A 13,614-nucleotide genomic window follows, 5' to 3' on the forward strand; every position below is an offset into this window, starting at 1 on the left:
ATCTCCAGGGAACCGGTTTATGGTGGTGCTATGCGTGATTTTTCCTTCCCTCGTATGCGATCCGTTCAACGTATGTGGCTGGCTCTTGTGGCCGCTGTGTTCCTTGTTCTTGGTATCCCTGCTGCAGGCCACGCCCACGACGTGCTTCTTGAGTCGACTCCCGCTGACGGTGAGACTGTGACCGAACCCTTGGACGCCGTCACGTTGACGTTCAACAACAGCATTCAGGAGGTAGGAAGTCAGCTGATTGTCACCAATGAGGCGGGTAACGTCGTCGCTGAAGTCAGTGGGCAACCGCAAGGCACCCTGGTAGGTTTTGAGTTTGATGCTCCGCTCCCCAACGGGCAGTACACCGTTGCATGGCGGGTCGTGTCCTCGGATGCGCACCCCATTGAAGGTGATTTTGTGTTCACCATGGCGGACCCACAAGCTGCGGACGCCACGGACCCTGAACCAGCTGAGGAACCAGCAACCTCTGAAGAAACCCCGGCAACGGAAGACCCCGAAGCTGGCGACCCCACCGAACAGCCCTCATCCGTCGAGGCCCCCGACGACACCGCATCATCTGACACCTCCGACGAGGGGTGGCCCATCACTGGAATCATTGTGGGCGCTGCCTTAGGAGGGCTGGTGGGCGTGGGTATTGTTGTGCTCATTCGGCGCCGCAACCAGAGATGACTGGCACAGTGACGCGCCGCGGGCGGGTGATGATCGGTGCGGAAATCTGGATTGTCCTTGGTTTGTCCTTAGGGAAATCTGGTGTGTACGCACTGGTGAACATCATTTCTCGCCTCACTGACTCCACACCCCTGGCTGAACAAACCACCGTCATTAACGGGTCAATGTCCACCCGCCCGTACCTGGACCTCACCTACCAGGTTCTCTCCCTGGTCTTTGCGCTCGTCCCCGTGGCACTTGCGTTGTATCTGTTGTCGATGCGCGGTCGCTCCGTTGTCCGCGCGCTTGGTCTTGATGGTCGTTCACCGGTGCGTGATACCGGGTTTGGTGTCCTGCTCGCCGCGATCATTGGAATCCCTGGGTTGGCGTTCTACGCGGCTGGGCGAGCGGCGGGAATTACTGTGGGCGTCGTCGCGGCAGGGGTGGACACGTACTGGTGGGCTGTCCCGATCCTCGTGCTGGCGGCCTTAAAAAATGGGCTCCTTGAGGAGATCATTGTGGTCGGTTACCTGTGGGAGCGGCTCCGTGATCTCGGTTGGGGGCGCTGGAACATTATTGTGACCAGCTCACTTATGCGCGGAAGTTATCACCTGTACCAAGGGATCGGCCCGTTCATTGGCAACGTCATCATGGGTGTTATTTTCGCGTGGTTCTACCAGTCCCGGTGGGGACGCAACCGCATCTGGCCGCTTGTGATTGCCCACACCCTCATCGACATTGTTGCGTTTGTTGGGTATTTGCTGCTTCCCGATGCGTGGCTGACCACTCTTGGCGTCACCGTGTCATAGGTGGAGAGCCTGCCGAGGGTTCACCGCTACCAGCCTCGTCAGTGACCTCACGTTCGGGGGTGCGTTCTCTGATCGCGTCAAGGATCGCAGACCTGCCCTGTAACGCCTCATCAATGTCGCGTGCTACGGCGCGAACAGAGAACGCCGCAACGATCTGCAACGCACCGGTAATAAACGCGTACACCCCGAACACAATGGCGATCACCGCGAGTGTCGCGACATCACCAAACCCGCGAATGAGCAAAGTCGCGCCAAACAGGGTTGTGACCAAGCCAAAAACCAAAACCCACGGCCAACTGAGGTCCTTATTGCGGGCCAACGCAGTTGCCGCGATGATCGTGGTTACCCCCAGCGCGATCGTCCACACCAGCAACAGGTACAACAACACCAAGGTAGTTGCCCCAGGCCACAGCAGGATGAACCCAGCGAACACAAGGTCCACCGCTCCTTGGATTAGCCACCACCGCCAGCCCTCTTGGTGCCGGTTCGCAAGCCCTTGAGCAGCTGCAAGGACCGCATCGACAAGCAGGAACACTCCAAACACCCACACCAGGGTTTCCACCACGGCAAGCGGTTCCATCATGAGCATGACCCCAAGCACCAGGAGCACGATTCCGCGGGCAAGCGGAATCCACCACACCGCACGCAACGCGTCAGACACTGACGTCACCACAGCGGTATCACCGTGGTCTGCGCTCGAATCATGCCGGTGTGAATCCATCGTCTTACCCCTTTCGTGTGGATCCTGCTTCACTTGCCATCACAGCACACAATGGTGTGTTGCGCGCGCCATCACCCCACGTCGATCACGATAAATCCGGGCTGAAACCACTGTCCTCACCTAGACTCAAATCATGCCCAACCCCACACCCGACCCGCTCACAGCCGCAGCATCACGCGGCCCTGGGTCGATTTCGCGGCGCCCTTCATCAGCGAAACCACGCCCCACCGGCACAAACATTCTTGTTGTCGATGATGAGGAACCCCGGGTTCGCCAACCCCGTGACGCTATTGCGATCGCGTTATCGTTGCTCGGTGTTGTGGCGGTGGTCGCCTTGTCCACGTACGCGCATGGCACCACTGAGGGGGTTCAAAATGATGTACAAAACATTACGATCGCCCTGACTCGCGCATGGTTGTTGCCCGTTGTGTTGCTCGAAACGCTCGTCACGTTGGTGATCCCAGGGGCTGTCATCATTGAGCTTGCTGCACGCCGGTTACCACGCCAAATCCTCGAATCAGCGGCCGCGTTGGCGTTGGGTCTGATTTTGGCGACTGCCTTTGTGTACGCGGTCAACGCTATTGGGGCAAGTGACCTGGTGCGCGGGCTGTCCATTCCGACTCGCGCCGGGTTAGTCATTACCGTCCCTGGGTATATTGCGGGGGTGGCTGGGCTCCTCACAGCGTCAGGACCACGACAACGACGCCGTACGGTTGCTTTTTCCTGGAACCTGTTGTGGTTTTCGCTTGCGGTGACTCTCATTTCTGGGCAAGTGTCGCTCCCAGGAGTTGCCGTGTCGTTACTGCTGGGACGGGTTGCTGGGTTGTCGGTACGGTATGTGTCCGGGGTGTCCAGTGAGCGTGCCCGGGGCCCGGCGCTGATCGATGCGCTCAAACGCGCTGGGTTCGCCCCGATTTCGTTGGTGCGAGTCAAGGACGTGGCCGATGATTCTCCACGGCATGTTGTCAGTTCTCACCAACCGTATTCACCGGAGGACCCCTCCGTGTTGGCGTTGTCCCGCACGTCCGACACACGCGTGTATGCGTTGACTCAACTTGATGGGCCGCGACTTGATGTGGTTGTCCTTGACGGTGACCGGCAAGTCATCGGGTTCATGCAACGGTTGTGGCACTCTGTGCGGGTGCGTGGAATTGAAGGGCGCACCGCAATGTCGTTACGCGCGGTTGCGGAGCGGGCTGCGTTGTTGACCTATGCGGCGTCAGCGGCGGGGGTACGCACACCGCGACTGTTGGGGATCGCTCATGCTGACGATTCGATGCTGTTGGTGTTGGAACACCCTGAGGGCACAATCCCTTTGTCGGACGCGGAGCCGGAACTGGTCAGTGACCGTGTGCAGCAAGCAGTGTGGCGGCAACTTGACCGCGCACATAGTGCCGGGCTGTCCCATCGCGGGATCACCGGTGACGTGGTGTTAGTGGGTCGCGCCGCCCCAGGTATTTCTGGTGGCACCCCGTTGCAGTATGAGGATTCCCCGAACGTCTGGCTCACTGGGTGGCAGTCCGGTGACATTGCTTCCCCGGGGTTCTCCCAACTCATGGACGTGGCCCAGTTATTGACCTCGTTATCTCTGGTTGTTGGCGCTAAGGACGCTGTCCGCAATGCGATGGCGGTGTTGGGCGAGGAACAGCTCGGTGCTGTTGGCCCGTTGCTTCAGGGAGTTGTGCTGCCCTCAGCTACTCGCGCGCGGATGCGGGCACACAAAGACCTCCTGCCCCAATTACGGTCCGCGTTGGTGCGCGAACTCCCCGAAGCGAACGTGGAACCACAACAGATCAACCGGTTCTCAGTCAAAACAGTGGTCACGTGGATTGTCACGTTCGTAGCGATTGTTGTGGTGTTCACAACCATCAACTTTGAGCAAGTGACCACAGCGGTCGCCCAGTCCAACCCGTGGTGGCTTGTGGCCACCTTTGTGCTGGGGTTGGCAACCTGGTTGGGTGCTGCGATGACTTTCATCGGGTTCGCCTCGGTGCGGCTCCCCGTGTTCCGGGCCACCCTGGTGCAAGCCGCAGCGTCCTTTGTGGCCCTTGCCGCCCCGGCAGGGATTGGGCCGGCAGCATTGAACTTACGGATGCTCACCAGGCGCGGGGTGTCCACCTCCCTGGCTGTGGCCACAGTCGCGCTCGTCCAAGTGTCCGGTTTTGTTGTCACCGTGCTGCTACTTGTCCTGCTGTCGGTGGTGTCAGGTGAAGGCGGGGCGCTGCGAGCGCTGCCGTCCACATCGGTTGTCTTTGCGATCATCACCGTTGTCATTGCCGCAGGGATCGTGTTTTCCGTACCGGTCTTACGCCGATGGGTGGTCGCGAAGGTGTCCCCCACATTGCGGCAAGTGTGGCCACGGTTATCCGAACTACTGTCCACCCCGTGGCGTCTCGGGCTTGGTGTGGCTGGGAACGTCGTCATCACCTTGGGTTACGTCTTCGCGTTCCACACCGCTCTCTTAGCGTTCAATGTGGAAGTTTCGCTCATTGACCTCGCCGTGGTGTACCTGGTGGGTAACACTGTCGGGTCGTTGGCGCCGACACCAGGCGGTTTAGGTGCCATCGAGTTTGCGCTCATTACCGGTCTCACAACCACTGCCTCTGTTCCGGCTGCGGTCGCAACATCTGCGGTGGTTCTCTTCCGGTTCGCTACCTACTGGGCTCGCATACCCTTGGGGTGGTTTGCGATGCGCTATCTCAACCGAACTGGGGATTTGTAGCATCATCATTGGCTGTTAACGGTTGTTCAGCGTGGTGCCCGATGGTCAACGACAGGGCGCCCAGCAGTGTGGTGATGGGAATGGCAAGAACCAACCCGATCGAGCCGATGAGAGTACGCACCACTTCCACAGCGATCTCCCCTGAGGTGAGGGTAATCCACACTGATTGATCCACCAGCGACACGATGAGCAGCAGCGGGAGGGCCGCCCCAAGGTAGGCAAATGTGATGGTGTAGACGGTTGAGGCAATGTGGTCGCGCCCAATGCGCATGCCTCGAGTAAATAATTCCCAGGTACCCAACTTTGGGTTCACTGTTTTCAGTTCCCACACCGCGGACGCTTGCGTGATGGTCACGTCGTTGAGTACCCCCAGACCAGCAAGAACCACCCCACACAGGATGACTGAACGCATCGAAATGCGTGGTTCCATCATGCCCAACTGCACAAGGTATTCATCCAGCATGACAATGTTGGTGCTGCTGACCGCCCAACTGGACAAGAACGTGGTGAGAACAAGTCCAATGATGGTTCCCAGGAGCGCAGTTGAGGTTCGAGCAGTGAAACCATGGGCAATGTACAACGTAAAGAACATGACAATCACCGCCGTGACAAGCGCAGTCGCAATAGGGTTTGACCCCACAAGCAACGCCGGCAACGTGAAACCAACCACCACGCCAAAGGAAATAAGGAGCCCAAGGATGGAGGCAAACCCACGCCACCGGGCGACAAGGATCACCAAAATACAGTAAAAAATCGTCAATGCGGCGATGGGGGTGCCGCGTTCGAAGTCTTGAAACACGTACGCGGATCCTGAAGCTTCCGCTTCTGGAATGTATTGGACGCGCATTCGGTCACCAGCATCAATACCGGTGTTCGCATACTCCGAACCGATCATGACCCACACGTTCTCGCCACCGTACTCGTCATCGAGCTTCATGGGGATGAGATAGTCGTCGGTCATTGGACCTGTGACAGTGCCCGTACGCGCGGCGTCCGGGGTTGCCATCGTGACCACAGTTCCACGTTCGGGTGCATCATGCGGCCACAGGATCACCAACCCGACCACTGAGGCAAGCAACATGGGAATGAGGAGAACAGCTAAGGTGATCCGCACCCGCCGCGAAGCGCGAGGGGCAGGGCCATGACTGTGGGTATGACCGTGGGTGTGAACCGTTGCTGGGCGTGCGCGGCGGGGCATGCCTGTGTCCTTTTGTGTGTGGCTGACCAAGTGCCTACGTGCAGATATGAGTCGGGCCGCCCTGGTGGGGGCGGCCCGACGTCACCGTGTCATCAAGGTGACCTACTCCCTCAGGAGTGGGGTCACTGAGTGACGGCCTTCTTCAAAATGGAGCCCGCTGAAATCTTGACACCGTAACCGGCTGGGATTTCGATCTCTTCACCGGTGCGGGGGTTACGGCCGGTGCGAGCTTTGCGCTCGACACGCTCGACGGACAACAAACCGGTGATCTTGACGGCTTCGCCAGCGCTGAGCTGCTCGACGAGGACGTCCTGGAGAGCAGACAGTGCAGCGTCTGCGTCGGTCTTGGTGAGGCCGGACTTTGCTGCGATAGCCGACACGAGTTCGGAACGGTTGAGTGCCATGGAGTTCCCTTCTGATGCCCGGGGACGTGGCATGGTGTCCCGGGATGTGTGTCCCCGCGTTCCCGCGGGTCTTCCAGTCACACATTAGGGCACGCAGCCCTCATTTGCCTGCACTCATCCGCTGTTTTCCGTGATTTTTCGGTGTTTCTTTGCTCTCAGCGGATCATCACCCCCCTGACGCGCCCGTTTTGGGTGATTTGCAGTGGTGGGGGACACTGGTGGTATGGCATTACGTTCTCGGGTTCAGCACTCCCCAACCCACCCCACCAACACACCCCCTGACGGCGTGGACCGGCTCCTCCTCGCTGAGCTCACCGACCTCATCGCCCAACACAACGACTGGGCAGCCACACTCCGCCACATCACCGTCGTCAATGCCATCCACCCCGCCACAGTTCGAGACATCGCCCAACTCCTGCCCCACGCAACACTCACCCTGTGGAACGATTCCTGCCACGACGCAGTTACCCTCGACACAGCTCTCGCTGCCACACAGTCGGCACCGCCCGACTCCTCCCAGAGCAACCGCATCGTCCGGTCCACCTCCCCCACACTGGACGCTGCGCTCACCCCCGACACCACCAGTGTCCTGATGCGCCTGCCCAAAACCGTGGACACCCTCGACGACTTTGCCCACACCATCGCCGCCCATGCCTCACCACGGATGCGGTTCCTCGCCGCCGGCCGCGTCAAGTACATGACCACCCGGATGAACGATGCGCTTGCTGCGTCCTTTGCCGCCGTCACCGCGTCCCTGGGCCGGTACAAGTCGCGTGCACTACACGCGAGCATGCCGCACACTCCCCTGCCCCCAGCCCGTTTCCCACAACAGGCCACCCTCGCAACGATCCCTATAGCCGCCTATGGCGGGGTGTTCTCAGGGACCAGCCTCGACGTAGGTACCCGCTTCCTGCTCTCCACCCTGCCAACCGCGCTCACTGACCTTCAGTCGGCGCGCATCGTCGATGTGGGCTGCGGTAACGGGCTGCTCGGGGTGTGGATTGCACGCCATCACCCCCACGTGTCAGTCACCATGACCGATGTCTCCGCCCAAGCGGTCCGATCCGCACGCGCCACCGTCGACCTCAACAACGTGGGTGACCGGGTCAGCGTGCGGTGGATGGATGCGCTCAGTCAGCTACCCGACCACAGCGCAGACCTTGTGGTCTGCAACCCACCATTTCACGACGGCACAGCCGTCACTACCACACCAGCGCACCGTATTTTTGCTGATGTTGGCCGCGTTCTCACCCCTGGGGGGCGGATGCTCACCGTGTTCAATACCCCGCTTGCCTACGCGCCCACACTGCGCCGCCTCGTCGGGCCCACCCGGGTGCTCGCAACACACGCAAAATTCACCATCACCGAATCGGTTACCCCCGGGCGAGGGCCTCACTCATCTGCGTGACCGCAGCAACAAGAATGTCTTTCCTCGTGGCCAGGTTCACCCGAGCAAAACCAGCGCCTCCTGGACCAAAACTTGGCCCCGGGTTCATGGCAACACGTGCGTGCTTGAGGAAAAACTCACTGGGATCCTGCCCCAAGGTTGCCCCCGAGGCGGTGCGGACATCACGAAAATCTACCCACGCCAGGTAGGTGGCATCCGCAGGAGCAAGATGCGCATCGGGAATCAGGTCACCCAACGCCTCACCGAAAACGTCACGTGCCTCATCAATGTGCCGCTGCACGGCGCTCAACCAGTCACGCCCCTCACGGAACGCAGCCGCATGCGCGACCATCGACACAAACCCCACCCCATCAGCCACATGGGACGCCAGGTTCGCCATCAACGGTGCAGCCGCATCATTGTGCACCGCCACACCCGCTTTAAACCCCGCCAAATGCCACCCTTTGGCCGCAGACGTCACCGTCACCACGGCCGCCTCAGTGGGAACAGTCAACACAGGAGTGAAAACCGACCCGCCAGCAGCGGTATCTGCCCGCACAGACGTCAAGGGACCGTGGATCTCATCTGCAATGATCAGCACACCATGAGCGTGTGCCGCGTCGAGAAGTGCCGTCAACTCCTCCACGGTGTGCGCCACACCTGACGGATTATGCGGGTTGCACAATAACATCACATCCACATGCTCAAACGCGGCAGCGAGCGCCGGGATATCAAGCCGCCCCGCGTCAGTCAGCGGAACATCAACAACGTCCATGCCCTCCTGCTCAGGGTAGGCACGAAACGGCGGATACACAGGTGACGTGATCGCCACTCGCTGCGCCTTCGACGCGCGCAGCACCTCAACGATCCCATGCATCACATCCGGAACCACCGACACCGACGAGAACGGAACCTGCCACCCCCACCGGTCCCACGCAAACCCCACAAACGCGTCCTGCAACAATCGATCCCGACCCGGATACCCGGTGTCACCTGTCGTGAGAACCGTCATCACAGCGTCAATCACCGGTTGCGCAACGACCGCATCCATTTCTGCCACCCACAACGGCAACACATCCGCCGGGTAGCGCGTCCACTTCATAGAGTGACGTTCCCGCAACTCATCAAGTGTGAGCAGTTCCATGGGATCAGCGGTCGCGGGTGTCAGAGCGGAACCGTAATCTGAGGTGTCGTAATGGGTAGCCATAGAAGAAAACCTATCCCACACCACAGCCACCACCTACGAAGGCCACACGGGAACACAGTCGGTTCCCCACACGTTCACACCATAGCCCCACCTGTGGGGACCCCACCGAGGAAGAGACACCATGACTGCCACCAACGACGCGCGACCAGTCACACCGACCATGGAACTCGAACTCGCGGCACGCCACGAACTTATCTCCACACCCGTCTCCGACACAGCCACCACAGCCGCGATCATGGATCGCATTGAACGCTTACGCCAACTTTCTGATGGCCTGATGAAAGGGGTGGAACAGTTCACCTCTCTCAAACTCAGCGACGTCCTCATTTTGCGGGCAATGCTGGCAGGAGTGTCCCACCCGCGGCACATTGGCCGACGCGTTGGACTCGACACAGACGCTGTCTGCGTCATCATTGACACCCTCATTGACCGAGGGTTTGTGTACGTTGAGGAACGCGTCGGTGAGCGCATCATTGACGTGCAACTCACCGACGCAGGTCATGCAGCCCTGAATCAGGCTGAAGCCGTTCAGTTTCGGGCCGTTGACGCCCTCCTCCAACAGGCTTCTCCCCGGGAAGTAACCGAGCTTTTTGAGCTTCTGGACGCAGCCGCTAATCGTGCCACCACGCTCGTCGCATCACTGGCCCGCAACGGGTAGCCCGCTACTTCACTTCCCGGCGAATAGTGCGCCACACACCCAAGACACCTGGAACAACCACCCAGATCGTCACGGCAACAGCAGCACGTTGCATCGTGTCTCCGGTGAAATCACCCGCCAAAATAGGCGAGGTGGCAATGTTGAAGTCCACCCAATCCGCCACCTCACGCAACGGAGCAATAAACGCTGTGAGCAGCGTAAAGACCATCGGAGCCATGAAATAGGCGACGAGCGCCGCAGCCGTGTTGTGAAGCAGTGCCCCATATGCCAACCCTTGAGCGACCAAGAGCACAAGCATCACCACGTATCCAAGCACAACGGACCCGGACAGGCCCCACTCAACCCCAGGGCGCATCGCCCCGCCCATCACGGCTGTTCCAACCGCGGTGACAAGGACAACCACAGCACTCACCACCGACACTGCGAGCGCTGCAATACCTTTTGCTGTGAGCACACGACTGCGGCGTGGTTCCCACATGAAGGTCGTCATCGCGGTGCGTTGGGACCATTCTGCAGTGGTTGCCAGGATCACGATGACAGGGACGAGCATGAGGACAACGGTCATCCCCAGTTCGAGGTAGCTGGTGAATTGGGCGGGAACGTCTTTGTCGCCGAGGAAGATCTCCAAGGTCTGGAGTGCGATGGCACCGGCCACCATGATGATGAGGATGATTCGTGCGGCACGCGTGTCAAAGAGTTTGCGCATCTCGACGGTGAGAAGCCGGGCGAAAGGGATGCCTGGTTGGGTGGTGGCTGTGGGTGCCGTGGGGAGTTGGGTGGGTGTGGACGTGGAGGTCATGAGGGCGCCCCTTGTGGTGTGACGGTGCGGTCGTGGTTGGAGGTCAGGGAGAAGAACAGGTCTTCGAGGGTGCCTGAGGACTGTTGGTGCAGCCCGGTGAGGACAATCTGGTGGTCAAGTGCGAGCCGTCCCACGGTTTCGGGGTCAGCCGAGGTGGTCACACTGTGGGGGCCGACGGTGTCGGCGGTGTGTCCTGCGGTGAGGAGCGCGGAGCGCAGCGGGTCGATACTCAGTGCGCTCACGGATGTGGAGGAACCGCGCAGGAGGTCTTCTTTTGCGCCTTGCGCAACGATCTGCCCGTTCCCGATCACAATGATGTCGTCTGCGACTGCCTCAATTTCCATGAGGAGGTGGGAGGACAGCAGGACGGTGCCTCCGTCGTCGGCGAAGTGGCGTAGCAGGTCACGCATCCACCGGATTCCGGAGGGGTCCAGGCCGTTGACGGGTTCGTCGAGGATGAGAATGCGCGGGTCGGGTAGGAGCGCGGTGGCGATGCCGAGGCGTTGACGCATACCCAGGGAGTAGGTTCCGACGCGGCGGCGCGCTTCTTTGGGGGTGAGCCCGACAAGCGCGATCACCTCTGTGACGCGGGTGCGGGGGATCCCGAGGGCGATTGCGGCCAGGGTGAGGGTTTCCAGACCGGTGCGCCCGTCGTGGTGGGCGGAAGCGTCCAGGAGCGCCCCGACCCGTCGTGCCGGGTTGGGCAGGTGGGCGTAGGGGACGCCTTCAACGAGTGCTGTGCCGCTGTCTGGGCGTGCGAGTCCGCAGATGATGCGCATTGCGGTGGATTTTCCGGCCCCGTTGGGGCCGAGGAACCCGGTGATGCGGCCGGGTTTCGCGGTCAGCGACACGTTGGTCAGTGCGCGAGTCCCGCCAAAGGTTTTGGTGACGTTCTCAACGGTGATCATGCTCTCTATTGTTGTGGGCAGGTCTGGTGGTGGACATCAGCCTGGACGATCGTGGTGGGTCATACTTTCGCTTGCTTTTGTGCGCCCACAGGTTGAGTGTGTGGGCGCATGGGCGAGGTGTGCGGCAACGCTGGGTAGGCTGGCAGGCATGAGTAGCGATGCGACCCGTGATCGGGAGGTCAGCCGGTGGCGCACTTTGTGGGCGTTGCCGATTTTCCCGCCCCCACCGTTGTCCCGGTGGGCGCGGGTGTGGCGGTGGTTGTTAGCCATTTTTGGCGGGGTCCTCATGTTCCTCATGGTGTATGGGACTTTGCTCAGTGCCGCTGAGTCTGATGTGTTTCCTGAGCTTGAGAATCGCGCTATTGCGTTGCTGATGGTTGCTGATCTTCTGGTGACCCCGTTGGCTTTTCTGGCGATGGCGCTGCGGCGCAGGTTCCCGTTCTTGGCGATTGCTTTAGCTGGGGTTGGGGCGTCGTTGTCGACGTTGGGGTCGATCGCGATCGTCATGACAACAATTTCGGTGGCGACTCGACGCCAGTGGAAAGAGATTTTGTGTGGTGCGGCAGCGTGGACGGTGTCAGCGGCGGTTGCGTACGCGTTATGGCCTACGGGGTTGATGGGTGGGTTACCGTCAACAACGTTTTCGGTGGCAACGATGTTTGCGATCTGTGTGGCGGTCGGTTTTTATGTGGGCGGTCGTCGTGAAAGTCTCGCAACGTTAACTGCACGGGTGGAGGCTGCGGAGCAAACTCGCGATGCGCGTGCTGCGGAAACTCGGGCGAACGAGCGTTCGTTGATTGCCCGGGAGATGCATGACGTGTTAGCTCACCGGATTTCGTTGGTGGCGTTGCATTCGGGGGCGTTGGCGTACCGCACTGATTTGAACCCGGATCAGGTGAGGGAAACTGCTGAGATTATTCGGGAGAACTCTCACCGGGCGTTGACTGAGTTGCGGCAGGTGTTGGGGGTGTTGCGGGACCCGACTGTCCCCCTTGATGACGCACCGGATGCCCCGCAACCCCGGTTGACGGATATTGATACGGTGATTCGCGATGCGCGGCTTGCGGGCACCCGGGTGGATCTCGCGTTGGATGGTGATACCCGTGATGCGCTGCCTACGTTGAGTGAGGCGGTGTCACGAAATGCGTATCGTGTGTTGCAGGAGTCGTTGACGAACGTGCGTAAGCACGCTCCCCATGCGTTAGCTCATGTCACCGTGAAACGGACAAGTACTGGTGATCTCCTTATTGATGTGTGGAATTCGATGCGGGCCGTGTCGGACACCGAGATGCCGTCGTCTGGGTTCGGGTTGGTGGGAATGAGTGAACGCGTCGAATCTTTTGGGGGAAGCATCACTTACGGTCCTACCGCAGACCACCGCTTTATTGTCACCGTGACCTTCCCATGGGTGGAACAGGAGTAACAACACATGAACACAGCAGCACCCACGCAACGGCGAATCATTATCGTGGATGACGACGCTCTTGTGCGTGCAGGTTTGCGGATGATCCTTGGCGGTGACCCTGGTATCACTGTGGTTGCCGAAGGAACACATGGGGAAGAAGCAGTGAGCTTGTATGCCGCTCACCAACCTGATGTGGTTCTCATGGACATTCGCATGCCGGTGCGTGACGGGTTGAGCGCAACGAAGGACATTGTGACGAGGTGGCCGCACGCCAACGTTTTGGTGCTGACCACGTTTGACACTGATGAGTTCATTGTGAAGGCGTTGCGGGCTGGAGCTCGCGGCTTCCTCCTGAAAGACACCTCACCGCCTGACCTTGTGCGTGCCGTCAACCTTGCTGGTGACGGGCACCCCACCCTGTCGCCGTCGGTGACTGCACAACTCATCGCGAAGGTATCTGAAGAACCGGACACCGGGCGTCAACGTCAGGCTCGGCGCATGGTGGAGCAACTCACCGAACGGGAACTCGATGTGGCCCAACAAATCGCGCAAGGCAAGTCCAACCAGGAGATCAGCCAAACGTTGTACATGTCGATTCCTACTGTGAAAACCCACATTTCGCGGATTTTCACAAAATTCGATGTGGACAACCGCGTCCAAATCGCAATCCGCATGCATGACGCTCACCTAGGGCACCCCACCACACCCGATGCTTGACGCATCAACAAATAGGTATCCT

General features: G+C 60.0%; 13 protein-coding genes. 7 read left to right on the top strand and 6 right to left on the bottom strand.

Annotated elements, in window-relative coordinates; translation table 11 throughout:
* The first annotated feature begins 30 nt into the window (after positions 1–30).
* Complete coding sequence (locus JDEN_RS12555; RefSeq protein ID WP_041287946.1) at positions 31–678, top strand: copper resistance CopC family protein; 648 nt, start codon at positions 31–33, stop codon at positions 676–678.
* Entirely contained in the window at positions 675–1,466 is a 792-nt protein-coding gene (locus JDEN_RS12560) for a CPBP family intramembrane glutamic endopeptidase (RefSeq protein ID WP_015772746.1), read from the top strand. Before JDEN_RS12555 ends, JDEN_RS12560 begins: the two co-directional genes overlap by 4 nt.
* Here JDEN_RS12560 and JDEN_RS12565 read toward each other — a convergent pair.
* Positions 1,453–2,187: an HdeD family acid-resistance protein gene (locus JDEN_RS12565; RefSeq protein ID WP_015772747.1), complete on the bottom strand. Its 735-nt coding sequence runs from the start codon at positions 2,185–2,187 to the stop codon at positions 1,453–1,455. The two genes, JDEN_RS12560 and JDEN_RS12565, sit on opposite strands and share 14 nt — an antisense overlap.
* Positions 2,188–2,320: 133 nt before the next feature.
* On the opposite strand from JDEN_RS12565, the gene JDEN_RS12570 reads away from it, so the two are divergent.
* Complete coding sequence (locus JDEN_RS12570) at positions 2,321–4,909, top strand: flippase-like domain-containing protein (RefSeq protein WP_015772748.1); 2,589 nt, start codon at positions 2,321–2,323, stop codon at positions 4,907–4,909.
* Here JDEN_RS12570 and JDEN_RS12575 read toward each other — a convergent pair.
* Both JDEN_RS12575 and JDEN_RS12580 read right to left on the bottom strand, forming a co-directional pair.
* A complete protein-coding gene (locus JDEN_RS12575; protein WP_015772749.1) occupies positions 4,887–6,107 on the bottom strand; it encodes a YibE/F family protein in 1,221 nt (406 codons plus the stop codon). The genes JDEN_RS12570 and JDEN_RS12575 overlap by 23 nt on opposite strands.
* A 122-nt stretch (positions 6,108–6,229) precedes the next feature.
* Complete coding sequence (locus tag JDEN_RS12580; RefSeq protein ID WP_015772750.1) at positions 6,230–6,511, bottom strand: HU family DNA-binding protein; 282 nt, start codon at positions 6,509–6,511, stop codon at positions 6,230–6,232.
* A 223-nt stretch (positions 6,512–6,734) separates the two neighbouring features.
* Here JDEN_RS12580 and JDEN_RS12585 point away from each other — a divergent pair, with 223 nt between their 5' ends.
* Positions 6,735–7,919 carry a class I SAM-dependent methyltransferase gene (locus JDEN_RS12585; protein ID WP_015772751.1) on the top strand — a complete coding sequence of 395 codons (1,185 nt, stop codon included), beginning with the start codon at positions 6,735–6,737 and terminating at the stop codon, positions 7,917–7,919.
* Here JDEN_RS12585 and JDEN_RS12590 read toward each other — a convergent pair.
* Complete coding sequence (locus JDEN_RS12590; protein WP_049754494.1) at positions 7,885–9,105, bottom strand: MalY/PatB family protein; 1,221 nt, start codon at positions 9,103–9,105, stop codon at positions 7,885–7,887. The genes JDEN_RS12585 and JDEN_RS12590 overlap by 35 nt on opposite strands.
* Positions 9,106–9,226: 121 nt before the next feature.
* On the opposite strand from JDEN_RS12590, the gene JDEN_RS12595 reads away from it, so the two are divergent.
* Positions 9,227–9,763, top strand: a complete 537-nt coding sequence (locus tag JDEN_RS12595) for a helix-turn-helix domain-containing protein (protein WP_015772753.1) — start codon at positions 9,227–9,229, stop codon at positions 9,761–9,763.
* Between the two features lie 4 nt (positions 9,764–9,767).
* On the opposite strand, the gene JDEN_RS12600 is transcribed toward JDEN_RS12595, so the two are convergent.
* Together JDEN_RS12600 and JDEN_RS12605 are read right to left on the bottom strand one after the other, a co-directional pair.
* On the bottom strand, positions 9,768–10,562 hold the full coding sequence (locus JDEN_RS12600) for an ABC transporter permease (RefSeq protein ID WP_015772754.1): 795 nt from the start codon (positions 10,560–10,562) through the stop codon (positions 9,768–9,770).
* Positions 10,559–11,470: an ABC transporter ATP-binding protein gene (locus tag JDEN_RS12605; RefSeq protein WP_015772755.1), complete on the bottom strand. Its 912-nt coding sequence runs from the start codon at positions 11,468–11,470 to the stop codon at positions 10,559–10,561. Before JDEN_RS12605 ends, JDEN_RS12600 begins: the two co-directional genes overlap by 4 nt.
* A 148-nt stretch (positions 11,471–11,618) precedes the next feature.
* On the opposite strand from JDEN_RS12605, the gene JDEN_RS12610 reads away from it, so the two are divergent.
* Positions 11,619–12,893, top strand: a complete 1,275-nt coding sequence (locus JDEN_RS12610) for a sensor histidine kinase (protein ID WP_015772756.1) — start codon at positions 11,619–11,621, stop codon at positions 12,891–12,893.
* Positions 12,894–12,899: 6 nt separating this feature from the next.
* Complete coding sequence (locus tag JDEN_RS12615; RefSeq protein WP_015772757.1) at positions 12,900–13,592, top strand: response regulator transcription factor; 693 nt, start codon at positions 12,900–12,902, stop codon at positions 13,590–13,592.
* The last annotated feature ends 22 nt before the right edge of the window (positions 13,593–13,614 follow it).

Origin of the sequence: Jonesia denitrificans DSM 20603 (assembly GCF_000024065.1) — a bacterium.
GTDB classification, from domain to species: Bacteria; Actinomycetota; Actinomycetes; order Actinomycetales; family Cellulomonadaceae; genus Jonesia; species Jonesia denitrificans.